At 73.2% G+C, this 17,596-nt stretch carries 17 protein-coding genes; 8 read left to right on the forward strand and 9 right to left on the reverse strand.

Annotated features, from left to right (window positions below; genetic code table 11):
- Positions 1 to 30: 30 nt before the first annotated feature.
- Both AC2H4J_RS21945 and AC2H4J_RS21950 read right to left on the reverse strand, forming a co-directional pair.
- Positions 31 to 693 (reverse strand): response regulator transcription factor, encoded by a 663-nt coding sequence (locus AC2H4J_RS21945; protein ID WP_487467041.1) that lies wholly within the window; start codon positions 691 to 693, stop codon positions 31 to 33.
- Positions 690 to 1,874, reverse strand: coding sequence for a sensor histidine kinase (locus tag AC2H4J_RS21950; RefSeq protein ID WP_487467042.1), 1,185 nt, complete (start codon positions 1,872 to 1,874; stop codon positions 690 to 692). Before AC2H4J_RS21950 ends, AC2H4J_RS21945 begins: the two co-directional genes overlap by 4 nt.
- Positions 1,875 to 2,065: 191 nt before the next feature.
- Between AC2H4J_RS21950 and AC2H4J_RS21955 the strand changes: the two genes are divergently transcribed.
- From AC2H4J_RS21955 to AC2H4J_RS21970, 4 genes are all read left to right on the forward strand, one after another.
- Positions 2,066 to 2,659 (forward strand): hypothetical protein, encoded by a 594-nt coding sequence (locus AC2H4J_RS21955; protein ID WP_487467043.1) that lies wholly within the window; start codon positions 2,066 to 2,068, stop codon positions 2,657 to 2,659.
- A gap of 95 nt (positions 2,660 to 2,754) precedes the next feature.
- Positions 2,755 to 3,549 carry a hypothetical protein gene (locus AC2H4J_RS21960; RefSeq protein ID WP_487467044.1) on the forward strand — a complete coding sequence of 265 codons (795 nt, stop codon included), beginning with the start codon at positions 2,755 to 2,757 and terminating at the stop codon, positions 3,547 to 3,549.
- 35 nt (positions 3,550 to 3,584) lie between these two features.
- On the forward strand, positions 3,585 to 4,568 hold the full coding sequence (locus tag AC2H4J_RS21965) for a hypothetical protein (RefSeq protein ID WP_487467045.1): 984 nt from the start codon (positions 3,585 to 3,587) through the stop codon (positions 4,566 to 4,568).
- Positions 4,569 to 4,665: 97 nt separating this feature from the next.
- The gene (locus tag AC2H4J_RS21970; RefSeq protein WP_487467046.1) at positions 4,666 to 5,241 is read left to right on the forward strand and encodes an NADPH-dependent FMN reductase; all 576 of its coding nucleotides are present in this window, start codon (positions 4,666 to 4,668) and stop codon (positions 5,239 to 5,241) included.
- Positions 5,242 to 5,352: 111 nt separating this feature from the next.
- On the opposite strand, the gene AC2H4J_RS21975 is transcribed toward AC2H4J_RS21970, so the two are convergent.
- The 3 genes from AC2H4J_RS21975 to AC2H4J_RS21985 are packed head-to-tail and all read right to left on the reverse strand — an operon-like array spanning position 5,353 to position 9,671.
- Positions 5,353 to 7,224, reverse strand: a complete 1,872-nt coding sequence (locus AC2H4J_RS21975) for a hydantoinase B/oxoprolinase family protein (RefSeq protein ID WP_487467047.1) — start codon at positions 7,222 to 7,224, stop codon at positions 5,353 to 5,355.
- Positions 7,221 to 9,296 carry a hydantoinase/oxoprolinase family protein gene (locus AC2H4J_RS21980; RefSeq protein WP_487467048.1) on the reverse strand — a complete coding sequence of 692 codons (2,076 nt, stop codon included), beginning with the start codon at positions 9,294 to 9,296 and terminating at the stop codon, positions 7,221 to 7,223. The genes AC2H4J_RS21975 and AC2H4J_RS21980 overlap by 4 nt, the downstream gene beginning before the upstream one ends.
- 42 nt (positions 9,297 to 9,338) lie before the next feature.
- On the reverse strand, positions 9,339 to 9,671 hold the full coding sequence (locus tag AC2H4J_RS21985; protein ID WP_487467049.1) for a hypothetical protein: 333 nt from the start codon (positions 9,669 to 9,671) through the stop codon (positions 9,339 to 9,341).
- 343 nt (positions 9,672 to 10,014) lie between these two features.
- Here AC2H4J_RS21985 and AC2H4J_RS21990 point away from each other — a divergent pair, with 343 nt between their 5' ends.
- Positions 10,015 to 10,179 (forward strand): hypothetical protein, encoded by a 165-nt coding sequence (locus AC2H4J_RS21990; RefSeq protein ID WP_487467050.1) that lies wholly within the window; start codon positions 10,015 to 10,017, stop codon positions 10,177 to 10,179.
- Positions 10,180 to 10,195: 16 nt separating this feature from the next.
- Here AC2H4J_RS21990 and AC2H4J_RS21995 read toward each other — a convergent pair whose 3' ends face one another.
- On the reverse strand, positions 10,196 to 11,281 hold the full coding sequence (locus AC2H4J_RS21995) for a winged helix DNA-binding domain-containing protein (RefSeq protein WP_487467051.1): 1,086 nt from the start codon (positions 11,279 to 11,281) through the stop codon (positions 10,196 to 10,198).
- Between the two features lie 228 nt (positions 11,282 to 11,509).
- Between AC2H4J_RS21995 and AC2H4J_RS22000 the strand changes: the two genes are divergently transcribed.
- On the forward strand, positions 11,510 to 12,361 hold the full coding sequence (locus AC2H4J_RS22000; RefSeq protein WP_487467052.1) for a GGDEF domain-containing protein: 852 nt from the start codon (positions 11,510 to 11,512) through the stop codon (positions 12,359 to 12,361).
- Positions 12,362 to 12,385: 24 nt separating this feature from the next.
- On the opposite strand, the gene AC2H4J_RS22005 is transcribed toward AC2H4J_RS22000, so the two are convergent.
- Together AC2H4J_RS22005 and AC2H4J_RS22010 are read right to left on the reverse strand one after the other, a co-directional pair.
- On the reverse strand, positions 12,386 to 13,189 hold the full coding sequence (locus tag AC2H4J_RS22005; protein ID WP_487467053.1) for a dienelactone hydrolase family protein: 804 nt from the start codon (positions 13,187 to 13,189) through the stop codon (positions 12,386 to 12,388).
- Positions 13,190 to 13,232: 43 nt separating this feature from the next.
- Positions 13,233 to 14,054: an SDR family oxidoreductase gene (locus AC2H4J_RS22010; RefSeq protein WP_487467054.1), complete on the reverse strand. Its 822-nt coding sequence runs from the start codon at positions 14,052 to 14,054 to the stop codon at positions 13,233 to 13,235.
- A gap of 204 nt (positions 14,055 to 14,258) precedes the next feature.
- Here AC2H4J_RS22010 and AC2H4J_RS22015 point away from each other — a divergent pair, with 204 nt between their 5' ends.
- On the forward strand, positions 14,259 to 15,383 hold the full coding sequence (locus AC2H4J_RS22015; RefSeq protein ID WP_487467074.1) for a serine hydrolase domain-containing protein: 1,125 nt from the start codon (positions 14,259 to 14,261) through the stop codon (positions 15,381 to 15,383).
- Between the two features lie 9 nt (positions 15,384 to 15,392).
- Positions 15,393 to 15,947, forward strand: coding sequence for a hypothetical protein (locus AC2H4J_RS22020; protein ID WP_487467055.1), 555 nt, complete (start codon positions 15,393 to 15,395; stop codon positions 15,945 to 15,947).
- Positions 15,948 to 16,045: 98 nt separating this feature from the next.
- Here AC2H4J_RS22020 and AC2H4J_RS22025 read toward each other — a convergent pair whose 3' ends face one another.
- Positions 16,046 to 17,569, reverse strand: a complete 1,524-nt coding sequence (locus AC2H4J_RS22025) for a putative Ig domain-containing protein (protein WP_487467056.1) — start codon at positions 17,567 to 17,569, stop codon at positions 16,046 to 16,048.
- Positions 17,570 to 17,596 lie beyond the last annotated feature (27 nt).

Consider the following 17,596-nt stretch of genomic DNA (forward strand, 5'->3'; position numbering starts at 1 on the left):
CCACGAGAAGCCTGCGGTCCGGCGCAGCGCTCAGCCGCCCGGGCGCACCAGCCCGCACTCGTAGCCGAGGACGACGGCCTGCACCCGATCGCGCAGGTCGAGCTTGGCCAGCAGGTGCGCGACGTGGCTCTTCACCGTCGTCTCCGAGAGCACCAGCTCGGCCGCGATCTCGCCGTTGGACCGGCCGCGCGCCAGCGCGGTGAAGACGTCGAGCTCCCGCGGCGTGAGCTTCCGCAGCGGCTCGGGCACGCCGGTGCCGGGCGGCGGACGGCGCACCCAGTCCTCGATCAGCCGTCGGGTGAGCGCCGGGTCGAGCAGCGCGGAGCCGTCGGCGACGGTCCGGACGGCGTGCAGCAGCGCCGCCCGCGGTGAGTCCTTGAGCAGGAAACCGCTGGCCCCGGCGCGCATGGCGGCGTAGAGGTACTCGTCCTCGCCGAAGGTGGTGAGCACCAGGACCCGCGGGCCGGGCCGGCCGCCACGGAGCAGCCGTTCGGTGGCCTGCAGGCCGTCCATGCCGGGCATCCGGATGTCCATCAGGACGACGTCCGGCCGGTGCTCGCCCACCGCCCGCAGCGCGGCCTGTCCGTCACCCGCCTCGCCGACGACCTCGATGTCGTCCTGCAGGTCGAGGATCATCCGCAGCCCCTCGCGGACCATCGCCTGGTCGTCCACGACGAGCACCCGGATCGTCATGGGGCCGGCTCCCCGACCGGGAGGACGGCGGTGACCCGGAACCCGCCGCCGTCCGCCGCCCCGGTCTCGAGGGTGCCGCCGTACAGCTCGGCCCGCTCGCGCATGCCGATCAGGCCGTGACCGGTGCGCCCGCCCGCCCGTCCGTGTCCGTCGTCGGTGACGTCGAGCCGCAGCGACGTCGGGGTGTAGGTGAGCTGCACGCGCGCCGAGGTCGCCCGTGCGTGCCGGCGGACGTTGGTGAGCGCCTCCTGCGCGATGCGGAACGCGGCCAGCTCCCGGCCGGGCGCCAGGTCGGCCGGCTGCCCGACGACGGACACCTCGACGCGCAGGCCGGCGTCAGCTGCCTCGTGGACCAGATCGGGGAGCCGGCGCAGGGAGGGCTGCGGAACGGTGGAGGACGGCCCGCTCTCGGGGGTGCGCAGGACGCCGAGGAGCCGGCGCATCTCGGCGAGCGCCTCCCGGCCGGTCCGCTCGACGCGGTGCAGCGGCTCGGCGGCCGCCTCGGGGGAGTGGGCGAGCATCTCCTCCGCCGCCTCGGCCTGCACGACCATGAGGCTCAGCCCGTGCGCCACGACGTCGTGCAGCTCCCGGGCGATGCGGGTGCGCTCCTCGGCGGCAGCCAGCGCCGCCTCCCGCTCCAGTTCGCCCTCGAGCGCCACCGCGCGGTCCTCCACCGCGGACAGCCGCAGGGCCCGTTGCCGCACGAAGGCGCCGAGCCCGCCCGCGATCCCGAAGTAGGCCAGCGGATAGACGGCGTCGAAGGCGTGGACCGGCGCCGTGCGGGCCTGCAGCACCGCCGTGGTGACGACGCCGGCGACCACGAGCACCGACCCGGCCGCCATCGAGAGCGGGCGCGCCTCGCGGGCCAGCGTGTACACGCAGATCAGCGCGGCGAGGAAGGAGGCGAACGTGGCCGGCTCGCCCCCGGTGGCCAGCACCTGGACGACGACCGCCGTCATGACCACCACCGTCACGGCGAGCGGTGACCGGCGGCGCGCGGCCAGCGGGAGCACCGCGGCCAGCGCCGACACCGTGAGCAGCGTCGGGCTGCCCGGCGGCCGGCCCGCGACGAGCTGGGTCACGGCGAGCACCGCCAGCAGCACGGGGACGGCGACGTCGATCAGCTGCTGGAGCGAGGCGAGCCGTCCGGCGCGTCCGGTGCGCGTGGCAACCACGACCACGACCCCTCCTTCCGCCGATGTCCGCGTCAGCCTGCCGCCTCCTCGCGGCCCGGCACCACCGCCTGGAGCACCGGTTCCCTCGTCCGTGCGGAGGAGACGGTTCACGCGGGCGGCCGAGGACGGGCGGCTCCCGGGACGGCAGCGTGCGGTGCAGCGGCCCACCCGGGGCCCGCGCCGTCCGAGGAGGACCCATGAACCCCAGCTCGCTCCTTCGCTCGCTCGCCACCGCTGCCGCGCCCCTGACCGTGGTGGCCCTCGGTCTCGTGGTCGCCGCGGCATCGACCGCCAGGGGGCCCGCCGTCGAGGCCTCGCCGTTCGCCGTGGCGTCCTCGGCGGTTCTGCTCGTGGCGTTGCTGGGGGTGGGTGCCGCCGCCGTCGTCGCCGTCGCGCCGCTCCGCGGCGCCGGCCGCACGGTCGCGGCGCCCGCGGTCGCCGTCGTCGGCACCGTGCTGGTGGCCGGCGGCCAGTGGGCAGCCCTGTTCGTGCTGCCGGGCCTGTCGCAATACGCACCGCGGGTGCTCTCCTCGGGCGCGCTGGCCGGCGTGACCGTCGGCTACGTCGCGTCCTACGCCGTCTTCGCGCTGGGCTGGATCGCGACGGCCGTCGCCCTGCTGCGGGCCCGCGCCGTCCCGGTCCGGCTCGGGGTGCTGCTCCTGGTCGGCAGTGTCGCGTCCCTGGTCCCGGCCCCCGAGGCCATGCGGCTGCTGCTCGTGAGCCTCGCCGTCACGCTCATGGGCCGCCGGCTGGCGGCGACCGCGCCGGCCCTGGAGACCGTGCATGCGTGATCGATCCGTATCCGGGAGGGGCTGCCGACTCTCTTGACCGGTGCACGGGTCGGGAGAACCGTGAACCCTCTCGGCCCCGGCCGCTGGAGGTCGTCATGACCCGCTCACCCGTCGCCGTCCTCTCCGGGCTCTGTCTCGCCGTGCTGCTGAGCTCGTGCGCCGGGGGCGGCCGGGGGGTGGACACGGCGGCGGACGCCGCGGCCGCCTCGGCGGCGGAGCACTCCAGTGCCCCGGACGTCGGCGGTGGGCCCGCGGACGTCGGCAGCACCGCCGCCCGGCCCACGGGCGCGAATCCCGGTGTTCCGGGCGGGAACACGGGTGCGCCGGGCAAGAACCCCGGCGCTCCCGGCGCGAACTCGGGCGCTCCCGGCGCGAACTCGGGCGCTCCCGGCAAGAACCCCGGCGCTCCCGGCGGGAACCCGGGCGCCCCGGGCGGAAACCCGGGCGGCGACCCGGCCGGCGACGGTGCGGACGTCTCGGCGCAGGGCAATCCCGGGGCACCCGGTGACGTGGCGGTGTTCGAGGAGGCCGGGGTGCCCCACAGCGTGCTCCGGAACGACGCGGCCACCAAATGCGCGGACGGCGTCTGCACCCTGCGGGAGCCGAAGATCGCTGCCGGCAACCCGGACGACGTCGGGGGCGTCGACGAGTGTCTGATCAAGGCGCAGTCCGACATCCGGTACGACCCGCCGGCCGAGGGCGGTTTCTTCCGGAAGGGCGCGACGGTGCAGGCGACCGTCGACTGCACAGTCCAGGACCCGGGGACCGGCGGCACGGGTGACACGCAGCCGGCGGACGGCGCCCAGCCCGGCGGCAGCCAGTCGGACGCCAGCGCGTCCGACACCTCCTCTGCCGCGGACCAGGTTCCCGCCGGCCAGCCGCAGGGATAGCGGATGCACGCTCCGGGCCGGAAGCCGCGGCCCCGATGACCGCGGTCGGGACCGGGCCGGGCACCGAGGCTTCGCAGTTGTCCCCGCCGGCCGGGGACGGGCACGTCCCTCCGGACCGCCCGCCGGACGAGATCGATGCGACCGATGCCCTCCCGCGGCTGTTCAAGGTGTTCGGCGGGATCGTCGCGCCGACGTCCCTGCTCACCGCGCTGCTCTTCTACTTCGGCCGCAGCCGCGCGGCCGGCTACTACCGGTACTTCCACGTCAACTCGACGGTGCTGGACCTGACCACGAACGACTACCTGTTCTCCGGCGTCGACGGCCTCTTCGTGCCGATCGCGGTGGCCTGCCTGCTCGCACTCGTGCTGCTGTGGGCCAACCGGCTGCTGCTGACCCGCGTGCCGGCGACCGCCCGGCGGCGCACCGTGCGCGTGCTGGTTCCCCTGTCGGGCGTGACCGGCGCCGTCCTGGTGGCGCTGTCGTTCGCCGACCTGCTCACCGAGGGCGGTCTGTTCGGTTCGAACTCCGCCACCGGCGGGCTGTTCCTGTCGATCGGCGTGATCGCGCTGGTCTACGCGGTGCGACTGCTCCGGCTGGCACCCGCGAAGCAGGCCCAGCAGGCGCGGCGTCCGGCGACCGGTCTGGCCGAGTGGGCCGCGGCCTTCCTGCTCGTCAGCATCGGGCTGTTCTGGGCGGCCGACGCCTACGCGTTCGGCGTGGGCACGGGCGGGGCGATCACCCTGCACCGCGCGTTGCCGACGGTGCCGGAGGCGGTTCTCTACAGCGAGCAGAGCCTGAGCCTCGACGTGGCCGGGGTGTCGGAGGTGCGCTGCTCCGACCCCGATGCCGCCTTCCGTTTCCGCTACGACGGGCTGCGGCTGGTCCGCCAGGCCGGCAACCAGTACCTGCTGCTGCCCGTCACCTGGGACCGGACGACCGGCACGGCGGTGCTCATCCCGCGCAGCGGCAGCATCCGGCTGGAGTTCCGCGCCCCGTCGGCGCCGCCGTCCGCCTGCTGAGACGGTCGGGGCGTGGCGGTCATCACGCTCGGACGAGGGCGACTGGACAGCTGATCGCGGCTACGGTTGAAAGCTCAACCAGCAAGAGGAGCTCATCGTGTCGCGTCCCGTCCTCCAGGTCATCGTCGCCAGCACCCGCCCCGGCCGCCGCGGCCTGGCCGTGGCCGGCTGGGTGCAGCAGCTCGCCGAGCAGCACAGCGGCTTCGACGTCGAACTGGTCGACCTCGCCGAGGTGGCCCTGCCGGTCTTCGACGAGCCCAACCACCCCCGGCTGCAGCAGTACACGCACGAGCACACCCGGGCGTGGGCCGCGACCATCGCCCGAGGGGACGCGTTCGTCTTCGTCACGCCCGAGTACAACCACTCGTTCCCCGGCTCGCTGAAGAACGCGCTGGACTACCTGTCGAGCGAGTGGGCGGACAAGGCCGCCGGCATCGTCTCCTACGGGGGTGTGTCGGCCGGCCTGCGCGCGGCCACGGCGCTCAAGCCCGTGCTGGCGGCACTGCGCATGATCCCGGTGGTCGAGGCGGTCTCGATCCCTTTCTTCGCCCAGTTCCTCGACGAGGACGACGCGTTCGTCCCCACCACCGAGCTCGAGGCCGGCGGCAAGGCGATGCTCGACGAGATGGCCCGCCTCACCGGCGCGTTGCGTCAGCTGCGTCCCGCTGCCTGATGTCCCCATCGTGATCAGCGACCCTGATCACGATGGGTCCTCCCCCGCCGTCGACCGTGAGGGAGGACCCAGAACGGTGGGGGAGGACGCCGGCGGCGGCCGGTCAGCCCCTCAGAGGACGTCGAACTCGTTGAAGGCGGCGCCGCCGGAGAGCGTGGCGTAGCCAGGGCCGCGATCGAAGAACGGCTCCTCGCCGGTGCGGGCCTCCTGCCGTGCCCGGCGGAGCTGCTCGGTCGCCGCCTCGTCGGCGGTGCCGTCGTCCTTCACCACGACGCCGTAGTCCTCGCGCGCACCCTCGACGGACACCTTCCGCCAGGCGATGTCCCGGAGGACCTCGTCGACCGGGCGGTCCAGCGGGTCACCCCAGCCGCCGCCGCCCGTCGTCCGGATGCGGACGACGGTGCCGGCCTTCAGCGGTTCGGCATCGGCGAGGGCGTCGACCTCGTGCTCGTTCGGGCCGCCCGGATCGACCGTGACCTGGAACGGCCGCCCGGCCTTGCCGCCCTTGACGCCCCAGCAGGCCAGGATCGAACGGTCGGCGATCGACATGAAGTGCGCGTCGCGCAGCACCCGGATGTGCTTCTCGTATCCGCAGCCGCCCCGGTACCGGCCGGCGCCGCCGGAGTCCAGCGCCAGGCCGAGGCGCTCGACGCGCAGCGGGAAGCGGCCCTCGGTGAACTCGGTGGGCAGGTTCCGGGAGTCGGGGACGACGTGGATGGTGTCCTCCCCGTCGGCGTAGAACCGGCCGCCCGACCCGCCGCCGAGCACCTCGCGCATCAGGTAGGGCTCGCCGCCTGCGTCGGTGCCGTAGACGCCGGTGTAGCGGATCGTCTCCTGGTCGGCGGGCATCCGGCCGCCGGTGGCCTTGGCCAGGACGCCGGCCAGCACGCCGAGCAGGCGCAGGATGACGAACGTCCGCGCGTTGGTCGGCGCCGGGAAGATCGGGGTGAGCAGGGTGCCCTTCTCGGGGAACCGCATCTCGATCAGGGGGACGACGCCCTCGTTGACGTCGAGCTGGGCCATCCGCTCCGGGGTCTCGGCCAGGTTGCGCAGGATCGGCGCCAGCCACTTCTTCAGGAAGTTGCCGTCGGCGTAGTCGCCGCAGTGGTTGATCGGGCCCTTGGCCTGCGGCCCGGTGCCGGTGAAGTCGATGATCAGCGGCGTCTCCCGCGAGGAGTCCATGGTCAGCGTGATCCGCTGCCGGTGCAGCTGCGGCTCCTCGACGCCGTCGTGCTCGGCGTAGTCCTCCCAGACGTACGTGCCGTCGGGGATCTGGCTCAGGATCTCCCGCCGGTAGACCTCGGTGGAGTTGGACAGGATCGCCTCGAAGCAGGCCTCGACCGCGGCGACGCCGTACCGGTCGAACAGCTCGCCGAGTCGGCGGGCGCCCGCGAGGCAGGCCGAGCACTCCGCGTCGAGGTCGGCGGCCAGCGAGTCGGGCATCCGCGAGTTGCGGGTCATGATCTTCAGCGCGCTCTCGTTCGGCACGCCGCGGTCCCACAGCTTGATCGGGGGGACCATCAGGCCCTCCTCGTACACGCTGGTCGCCGCCGACGGCATCGACCCGGGCACCGCGCCCCCGATGTCGTCGTGGTGACCGAACGCCTGGATGAAGGCGACCACCTCCGGCGTCCCGGTCTCCGGGTTCGCCGCGAACACGGGCACGGTGACGCACAGGTCGGGGAGGTGGCCGATGCCGCCTTCGGAGAGGTAGACGTCGTTGTGGAAGAAGACGTCGCCGACGTTCATCGTCTCGATCGGGTAGTCGCGCACCACAGGGTGCACGAGCGCGCTGTAGCTGCGCCCCGTGAGCTTGCGCAGCTGCCGGTCGTGGATGCCGGCGCGGAAGTCGTGCGCATCCCGAATCATGGGGGATCTCGACGTTCTTCCGATGGAGGTCTCGACCTCCTTCTCGATCGCCGCCAGGGTGCCGGCGACGATCTCGACGAGGACGGGGTCGGCGTCGATCTTCGGCTGGGTCACTGAGCCGACTCCTTCGTGAGCAGCAGGTTGCCGTAGGCGTCGACCGTGGCGACGAAGCCGGGGTGCACGGGCACCGTGGAGCCGAACTCCTCGATGATCGCCGGCCCGGTGACCACGTCGCCGGGCGCGAGGTCGGGTCGGTTGTAGGTCGGTGTCTCGATCCAGTCGTCGAAGAAGACGCGGCGAGAGCCGGATATCGCCCCGCCGACCGTGCCTTCCGAGCGGGCCTCCAGTTCGACCATGTCCGGACGGCGGATCGGCCCGATGCCGCTGACGCGGAGGTTGACCCACTCCACGGCCTGACGCGGGTCGGTGGCGAAGTCGTAGCCGTACAACTGGCGGTGCGCGGCGTGGAACACCTGGGCAACCGTGTCGCTGTCCTCCGCATCCAGTTCCCCGTCCGGCACCGGGATGCGCACCTCGAACGCCTGGCCGACGTAGCGCAGGTCCGCCGTCCGCTGCATGCGCTGCTCACCGCGGCCGAAACCCTCGCCGTCCAGCGCCTTCTGCGCCTGCGACTCGAGGTCGGCGTAGACCGAGCGCACCCGGGCGAGGTCGAGGTCGGCGTGCTTGGCGACGACGGTCTGCACGTAGTCGTTGCGGACGTCGACGGTCAGCAACCCGAAGGCGCTGACGTTGCCCGGGTTCGGGGGCACGAGCGTGCGCGGCAGGTTGAGGATGTCCATCAGCCGGCAGGCGAGCAGCGAGCCGGAGCCCCCGAACGTCGTGAGCGTGAAGTCGCGGACGTCGAGGCCCTTCGCGACGGTCACCTGCCGCAGCGCGTTGGCCTGGTTCCACGCGGAGATCTCGAGGATGCCGGTGGCGGTGCGCTCGAGGTCCATGTCGAGCTCGGCGCCGAGCGCGCTCAGCCCGTCGAAGGCCGCCTCGACCGAGAGCGGGATCTCCCCGCCCAGCAGGTGCGGCGGGATGCGGCCCAGGACGACGTGCGCGTCGGTGACGGTCGGCTGGTCGCCGCCGTCCGGGTAGCACATGGGGCCGGGGTCGGCGCCGGCCGACTTCGGGCCGACCTTGAGCGTGCCCTCGGGGGAGAGCCAGGCGATCGAGCCGCCGCCCGCGCCGACGGTGACGACGTCGATCATCGGGATCTTGGACGGGTAGTCGCCGACCGAGCCCTCGGTGGTGAGCGCCGGCTCGCCGTCGATGACCACCGTGACGTCGGTGGAGGTGCCGCCCCCGTCGCAGGTGAGCACCCGGTCGAAGCCGGCGGTGCCCGCGATCAGCGCCGCGCCGAGGGCGCCGGCGGCCGGGCCGGACAGCATCGTGGTGATCGGCTGGTGCACGACCTCGCCGGCGCTCAGCACGCCGCCGTTGCTCTTCATGACGTAGAACGGCACGCCCGGCGCGATCTCGTCCAGCCGCGTGCGGATGTTGGTGACGTACGCGCCGACCTTGGGCTTCACCGCGGCGTCGACCAGCGTGGTCACCGAGCGCTCGTACTCGCGGTACTCGCGCAGCACCTGGCTGGAGATGCTGACGACCGCGCCGGGGTGCTCCTCGCGGATCACGTCCAGCATCGCCCGCTCGTGGGCGTCGTTCGCGTAGGCGTGCAGGAAGCAGACGCCGAGGGTGCTGATGCCGGCGTCCTTGAAGAAGCGGACGGCCGCGCGGGCCTCGTCCTCGTCGAACGGGCGCACCTCGGCACCGGTGTGGTCCAGCCGGCCGCCGACGGTTCGGACCAGGTCGGCCGGCACGATCCGCGGCGGCTTGACCCAGAAGTAGCTGTTGCCGTAGCCGTCGGGCACCGACTGGCGGGCGATCTCCAGCACCGACTCGTAGCCCTCGGTGGTGATGAACCCGATCCGGTCGAGCTTGCCCTCGAGCAGCTGGTTGGTCGCGACCGTCGTCCCGTGGCTGACGGCAGTGACCGCCTCGCCGGAGAGGCCCATCAGGTCGAGCACCTTGCGGACGCCGTTGAGGAAGCCCTCGGCCGGGTCGGCGGGGGTGGACGGCGTCTTGGTGGTCGTCGTCCGGCCGGTCTCCTCGTCCACGGCGACGACGTCGGTGAACGTCCCGCCGGTGTCGATGCCGATGCGGACCCGGCGCGCTGTCATGGCCGGTATCTTAGCGGTGAGATATCCCCGCGGGAAGAGCGGTCAGTAGCTCTGCACGGCCGCAACGGTCGCCGTGATCCCGATGAGCAGGCTCAGGCCGGCGAGGCTCAGGCCCGTGGCGCGCGCGTTGCGGAGCCACCGGCCGCGGCGGACGACGACGGCGAGCACCAGCGCGGCCACGACGAGCACTCCCTGGGCGGCCCAGCCGGCGCTCAGCCACGTGCTCGCCGACCGGCAGGGGGCGCAGTCGGTCGCCACGCAGCCGAACGTGTCCGTGCACGCGGTGAGCACGCCGAAGGCCACCCCGAAGGCGACGATCGTCCCCAGCACCAGCGGCACGACGAAGGCGGCCAGCAGGGGCCAGCGGGCGGGCATGCGCTCAGCGTGCCAGCCGGCGTCCGTCGTGCACGTTCCCACGCCGCTCATCGGCGACGACCAGAAATGCCCCGATTCTTGCGGACGACGTGACGACCATTCCGGGAAGGAAGCGCGGACCCGATCCGGCTCGACCGGAAACGCCAGGTGGTCGCGCTCACGCCGCTGGTCAGCGGTGTGCTGCCGCTCACACGGAAGCCAGGAAGAATGTGGTCCAGCTCATGCCACCCATTCCTCGGTGGCCGTTCTCACACCATTCCAGGACGCTGCCGAGTCGAATCATGAATATGATTCTCGTAGAAACTTTTGCACGCGCATTCGCAATACCCAGGAGGAACCTCAGATGACTGCCTTCGCCGCCCAGCGCGTCACCCGCCCCGTGATCGAGACCCCGGCCCGTCGCCGGCGCTCCGCCGACGCCCGCCCGTTCGCGACCGCGCAGGCGGCTCGGGCCCGCGCCGTCCTGGCCCGCGACCCGTACGTCCGCATCGTCCTCGCGCGGGACTGATCCGCCGCCGTGGACGTCAGCTCTCGACGTCCACGGCCTTCAGCGGCAGGCCGCGGAACGCAGCCAGGCGCTCGGCCTGCTCCTCGATGGCGGTGCGGTCCGCCGGGCTCCACAGCTCCACGGACACGATGACCGCGGCGCCGGCCTTCCGCGCTCGCCAGGTGCCGGCGATCTCGCCGCCGGACAGCACGCCACCGGGCCGGCCCAGGGTGCGCCACAGGTCCTTCCCACGGTCGGCGTCGGGCACGAGCAGCGACCGGTCCCGCGCCTGCAGGTAGAGGTCGAACGGGGCGAGCAGCAGGGTGGGGCGGGGGGTGGGGTCGTCGAGCCGGGCGGCGTCCGCGGCGAGCAGCCAGCGGCGTTCGCCGTCCAGGGAGACCTCGGTGACGTCGTCCGGCCAGTGCGCCTCGACGTCCTTCACCGGGGCGTCGAGATATCCGGCGACGTGCTGCGGGGTCGCCGGCCCGAGCAGGCGCAGGTAGGCCCGGACCACGTCGAGCCGCTCGGGTACCTCGGCGGCCGCCGTCAGTCCGGGAACCGGCCGGAGGACGGGGGGAGAGGTGCCGGCCTCCAGCTCCAGCCCGGCGCGCAGGGCCGCCAGCCGGAACGGCATCTCGTAGAGGTGCACAGCGTCGCAGACCCGGCAGAAGCGCTGGTACGGCTCGTCCATGACGGCCGCCAGCCGGCTGGACATCTCGCCCTTCACCATTGGCTCGGTCACGATCGAGCGCATCGCCTCGGCGACGGCGTCCAGCGCGGCCAGGTTGGAGATGCCGGCCGCCTTCAGCGGGCGGGACGCGTCGTAGATGCGCTTGCCGGCATCGGCGTCGGAGAACGGCGCCGTCGCGGCGACCACTGCGGGCAGGTCGGCGCGGCGGTACGCGTGCGGGGCGCCGCGGAGCGTCCACACGGTGGCCAGCTCGTCGGCCGGCGGGTCGTCCACACCACGGACGGCCAGCGCCCAGAGCGCGCCGTCCGCACCGGTGTCCTGCACTCCGAGGTCCAGGACGGCGGTGTCGGCGACGGTGCCCGACGTCCGGCCCAGCTGCTGGGCGCGCAACCGCAGGTCGAGCGCCTGCCGCCGGGTCACCGCGATCGCCACGCGGCCGATCGTGCCCCACGTGATGAGGAACGTGCCGAACCCGGCGACCTTCTACGCCGCCGGCGCCGAGGGCTGCACCGACGACCCGACGCTGTCCGCGATTCCGGGCTGAGCCGTTCGCTCGAGATCTATGCGGAACGGTCTCGTCCGCCGTATCGTCCCCGCACCGGACGTGCAGCAGTTCGCGGACCGGCGAGCTCGGAGTACCGACGGGCGGCTGACCACCGGATGGACGACGACCTGCTGAGGGCGTTCGTGGATGCGACCGAGGCACTCGTCGTCATCCTCGACGGCGAGGGACGGATCCTGCTGGTCAACCGCGCCCTGGAGCGGTTCTGCGGTCGCAGCGCCGACGAGCTGCGCGGGGAGCGCCTCTGGACGGTCCTGATCGCGCCGGAGTACGTGGTCCAGGCGCAGGACGCCGTGGAGCGTGCACTGGCCCACGGGATCGCCCCGCACGAGAGCGACTGGCTCACCGGGGACGGCGAGCGGCGGCGGGTGGCCCTGCGGAGCACGGTCCTCACCGACGAGCAGGGTCTGCCCTACGCGATCGCGTGCGTCGGGCTGGACGTGACCGACGACCGCCGGCGCGAGGAGCTGCTGCACCAGCGGGCGCAGACCGACACGCTCACCGGCATCGCCAACCGCGGCGCGCTGTTCGACGCGCTCCATCGGAAGCTCGGGGACGGTCCGGGCTGCGCGCTGCTGTTCTGCGACCTCGACCACTTCAAGGCCGTCAACGACGAGCACGGCCACGCCGTCGGCGACCGGATCCTCGCCGACGTCGCCGCCCGGCTGGCCGGCCTCGCGGGCCCCCGGAACCTGGTGGCCCGCTTCGGCGGCGACGAGTTCGTGATCCTGTGCCCGGAGCCCGACGAGCGCGTGCTGGCCGAGCTGGTGCTGCAGGTGACGACGGAGGTGGCCCATCCGTTCCCCGGCCCGGCCGGACCGCTGAGCGTCGGGGTGAGCGTGGGCGTCGCCGTCGGGCGGGTCGGGGAGTCGCCCGACGACCTCATCGGCCGCGCGGACCGGGCGATGTACGGGGCGAAGAGCCACCACCGGCGGCGCGCGCACCGCTGAACAGCGGTGCGGGCTGCACGGTGATCAGGCGCCGAGGCGCTCGCGCAGGAACTCGGTGATCTCGGCGCGCGCCCGGTTGGTCGGGTGCCCGGGTTTCTCGACGTCCGCGCTGGTGAGCACGGAGTGCTCCCGCTTGCCGATGCCGTCGGGATTACCGGGCTTCGAGTTCAGCGGGATCGCCCGCCAGCCCGGACCGAAGGCCTTCCCCAGCTCGGCGAAGCGGTCCGCGGGCGACGCGGCGTCCTCGCTGAAGCGCAGCCCGACCAGGCAGAGGCCGTCGTCCCGCACCCGCTCGGCGACCACGGTCTGCTCGCGCTCGGACATCCCGAGGTCCCGCTTGTGCCCACGACTCACCGGAAAGGGCACGGACGGCTGACTGCCGACGGCCGCCAGGACGGCGGGCTCGACGGCCGACGCGAGGGCGAAGCCGCCGCTGAAGCACATGCCGATCACGCCGACGCCCCGGCCGCCCACCCGGCCGTGCAGGTCGCGGGCGAGCGCCCGCACGTACTCGGCGATGGGCCGCTCGGCGTTGCGGGCGAACGCCGCGAACTCCCGCGTGATGCAGGCCTTCGCGATCGTCCGCAGCGCGTACCCGCCGGACAGCGCGCGGCCCGGCTCTCCGAACAGCGAGGGAACGGCGACGGTGAAGCCCGCGGCCACCAGATGGTTGGCCAGCCCCATCACCTGCGGGGTCATGCCGGGGATCTCCGGCAGCAGGACGACGCCCGGGCCGCTGCCGCGCGTGTAGACGTCGTGCGTGACGCCGGCAGCGGTGAAGGGGGCGGACGCCCACCCCTCGAGGACGTCAGCGGCAGGGGTGGGCATCGGCCCATCGTGGGGCATCCGCGCTGGTCAGGCCACGGCGGGGTCAGCCGTGGGCCGCGACCGACACCGGCTGCCACTCCCGCCACGTGGCGAGCCGCGACTCGTAGTCCTTCGTCGCGGTGGCCAGCGGGCTCTCGCCGAAGAAGATCCGCAGCGGCGGGTTCTCGGCGTCCACGACCTTCAGTACCGCCTCGCGCGTGGCGCGCGGGTCCCCGGGCGTCGTCTGCCGCTGGGCGCGCAGCGCCTGGGCCTTCTCCCGGACGCCGTCGTAGGCCGGGTTCGGGGTGGCGTACCGCGCGGACGAGCCGGACCAGTCGGTGGAATAGCCGGCGGGCTCGATGAGCGTGACCTTGATGCCGAAGTCGGCGACCTCCTGGGCCAGCGCCTGGCTCATGCCTTCGAGCGCCCACTTCGAGGCGTGGTACATGCCGATGTTCGGGAAGGCGCTGATCCCGCCGATGCTGGAGACCTGCAGGATGTGGCCCGAGCCCTGCGCGCGCAGGTAGGGCAGGGCGGCCTGGGTGACCCAGAGGGCGCCGAAGACGTTGGTCTCGATCTGGTCGCGGGCCTCCTGCTCGGAGATCTCCTCGACCATGCCGAACTGGCCGTAGCCGGCGTTGTTGACGACGACGTCCAGGCGGCCGAAGCGGTCGTGGGCCTCCCGCACGGCGGCGGCGACGGCGTCCTTGTCCGTGACGTCGAGCTTCAGCGGCAGCAGCCTGTCGCCGTACTGCGCGGCCAGGTCGTCGAGGGTGGAGGTGTCGCGCGCGGTCGCCGCGACCGAGTCCCCGCGCTCGAGGGCGGCGATCGTCCACTCGCGGCCGAAGCCGCGGGACGCGCCGGTGATGAACCAGGTCTTCGGCATGCGGGGCTTCTCCATCCGTCGGGGCACTGCGGTCGACAAGGAGGACGGCCCCGGTTCTGTTCCGCGGGGCCAAGAAAGGCAGTGACCTTGCCTCCGCGTTGCGCCGGAACGTTGCGCCGGCGTTGTCGCGGCGGGAGAGCCGTGGTCTGATCGCTGCGGAGCGACAACGAGGTCGCCCGCGACGAGGAGGATCTCTTGGCCGAGGTGCACGGCAGCTGCGACGACCGGTTCGCCGGGGTGCGGGAGGCGCTGGCGCGCCATCTCGACGCCGAGGAGCTGGGCGCGTCGGTCGCCGTCGACCTGGACGGCGAGACCGTCGTCGATCTCTGGGGCGGGTTCCGCGACGAGGAGCGGACGACGCCCTGGACGCAGGACACGATCGTGAACGTCTGGTCGACGACCAAGTGCGTGCTGAACCTGGCGGCGCTGATGCTGGTGGAGCGCGGTGACCTGGACGTCTATGCGCCCGTGGGCAACTACTGGCCGGAGTTCTCGGCCAAGGGCAAGAAGAACATCGAGGTGCGGCACCTGATGTCGCACACCTCGGGGGTCTCCGGCTGGGACCAGCCGTTCTCGATCCGGGACATGTACGACTGGGAGTCGGCGACCGAGCGGCTGGCTCAGCAGCGCCCGTGGTGGGAGCCGGGCACCGCCTCGGGCTACCACGCCAACAACCAGGGCCACCTGGTCGGCGAGGTCATCCGGCGGATCACCAACCTGACCTTCAAGCAGTTCGTGGCCGACGAGATCGCCCGGCCGCTGGGGGCGGACTTCCAGGTCGGGGCGCGGGAGCGGGATTGGGAGCGCATCGCGCCCGTCGTCCCCCCGCCGCCACCGGACTACGACCCCCGGGCGCTCGACCCGGAGTCGATCATGGTGAGGACGTACACCGGCCCGGTGGCGTCGGCGAAGGCGGCGAACTCGCCGGACTGGCGCCGCGCCGACCTCGGCGCGCTGAACGGGCACTCGAACGCCCGCGGGGTGCTCGACGTCCTGCGGGTGCTGTCGCTGGGCGGGGAGGTGAACGGTCGCCGGCTGCTGTCGCCGAAGACCATCGACCTGGTGTTCGACCAGCAGTCCGACGGCGTCGACCTGGTGCTGGGCGAGCCGTTCCGGTTCGGCATCGGCTACTGCCTGGGCTCGCCGGTCATCCCGTACGTGCCGTCGGGGCGCACGTTCTTCTGGGGTGGCTGGGGCGGCTCGATGATCGTGATGGACCTCGACCGCCGGCTGACGATCAGCTACATGATGAACCGGATGGCGCCCGGGATCCTGGGCTCGGACCGGGCGGGGTCCTACATCCGCGCGGTCTACGACGCCGTGGGCTGAGGGGGCGACATGGGACCGGACGAGCTGCTGCCGGAGCCCGACCACGTCACCCGTCAGTCGCGCTGGATCGCCGCGCCGCCGTCCGTCGTCTGGGACGCGCTGCACGAAGTGAAGCTGACCGGGCTGCCGCTGACCGTCGTCCTCAGCGCCGCGCGCTTCCTCCCTGTCCTGCTGGCCGGCAAGGGCATCGGCCACCTGCACGACCGGCCGTTCCTCGACGTCCTGCCCGTGCCGCTGCTCTCCTCGAAGGAGCCGTCGTCGGTCGTGTTCGGCGGCGCACTGCAGGCCTGGCGGCTCACCGGCGGGAAGGAGCCGCCGAAGCTGGACGCCGCCGGGCTGCGGGAGTGGTCGGAGCCGGGCTGGGTGAAGGCCGCGATGGACTTCCGGCTGACGCCGTTCGGCCACGGGACGGAGCTGAGCTCGGAGACGCGGATCGTCGCGACGGACGACGCCACCCGCCGCCGGTTCGCCTTCTACTGGCTGTTCGTGCATCCGGGCAGCACGGCGATCCGCTGGGAGGTGCTGACTGCGGTCGCGCTGAAGGCCGAGGCCCAGGCCCGCTGACTGCCCGGGCGTTGACGCACCGAGGGCCCTCTCCGCGCCGAACGGAGAGGGCCCTCGGCCGCGCCGGGAGGGGGTGCCCGGCTGGTCCTACTCGGCGGTCACTTGGCGGTCACGGCCTTGCTCGCCGTCCCGCCGAGGCTGCTGCGGACGGTGATGTCGACCGGGTTCAGCCCGACGGGAAACTGGCCGCTGGTGCCGGAGATCGTCCCGATCAGCGTGTCCGTGCCGGTGAAGTAGACCTTCAGGACGGCGCCCGGGGCGGAGCTGGCGGCGTCGACCCGCAGCTGGCGCTTGGCGCTGTCGTACTCGACGCGGCCGATGGTCACCGTGTCGGCGTTCGGCGGCACCGGAGCGGTGACCGTGAGCTTGGCCTGCAGGGTGCCCGCGTAGGTCGCGTCGATGGTCGCCGACTGGTCGAAGGGAACGGCCGTCGTGGTGATCGCGAACGTCGCGCTGGTCCCGCCGGCCGGCACGGTGACGGTGGCCGGCACGCTCGCCAGCTGCGGGTTGCTGCTGGACAGGATCACCGAGGTGCCGCCGGCCGGGGCGGCCGTGCTGACGGTGACCGTGCCGGTCGACCCCGCCCCACCCGGGACCGTGGCCGGGTTCAGCGCGAACGACCGGATGCTCATGAACGCGGGCGCCGGGTCCGTGGGCGTGGGCGTGGGGTCGGGGGCGGGCGCCGCCACCGGGTTCACCGTCACGCTGAAGTCGCGGGTCGTCGTCCCGCCCTGCGCGCCGGTCAGCCGGAGGGTCCAGCTGAAGGTGCCCGCGGTGGTGGGCGTGCCGCCGACGCGGACGTTCGGTCCGGTGGCGACGTCCTGGATCAGGGTCATGCCGGGCGGCAGCGCGCCGGCGGTCACCGACCAGGTGTAGGGCGTGAGGCCGCCGCTGCCGTCGATCCACAGGTTCATGCCGCTGCCGACCGTCAGGGGCGCCCACGGCTCGGGCGTGATCGCCACGGGGAGAGCCGGGTTGACGGTGACGGTGTAGGTGCGGGTCGAGGTGAGACCCCGCACGTCGGTCGCCTTGAAGGTGATCGAGCCGGTGCCGGCGGTGGTCGGCGTCCCGGAGATCTGGGCGTAGGTCAGCTGCTCGGGGGTGGCCGGCAGTGGGCGCGCGGTCGGCTGCGGCACCGTCATGGTCAGGCCCTTGGGCAGGGAGCCCGCGACGATCTGCCAGCTGTCCGGCCCGATCGAGCCGGGGAAGCTGACGACGGTCGAGCCGGGATTGACGCCGACGGTGAAGGGCCCGAGGTCGGCGCGGTCGGGGAGCATCGCGACGGTCGCCGTCGTCGGGGCGCAGCCCTTGAGGGTGACGGTCGTGGCCCTGGCCGACCCGTCGTTGACGTCGACGGTGCAGTCGGCCGGCGGGGTGTAGCCCGGCTGGGTGACCGTGAAGGCGCCGCCGGCGTCGCTGGTGCCCATCGCGACGCCGTCCACGGTGATCGGACGGTCCCAGATGGCGTTGCCCGTGACGGTCAGCGTGCCGTTGCTGAACGAGGCCGCGGTGACGTTCGCCATCGCGAACGCGGGGGTCGTCATGAGCAGTGGGGTCGCCGCGACGGCGGCCACCAGGAGGGTTCGGGTCACGGTGGACGCGGACGCGCGGGTCGGGAACATGCCGCCTCTTTCGCCGGGATCGTCTGG

The organism is Blastococcus sp. OS1-29, from assembly GCF_057628075.1.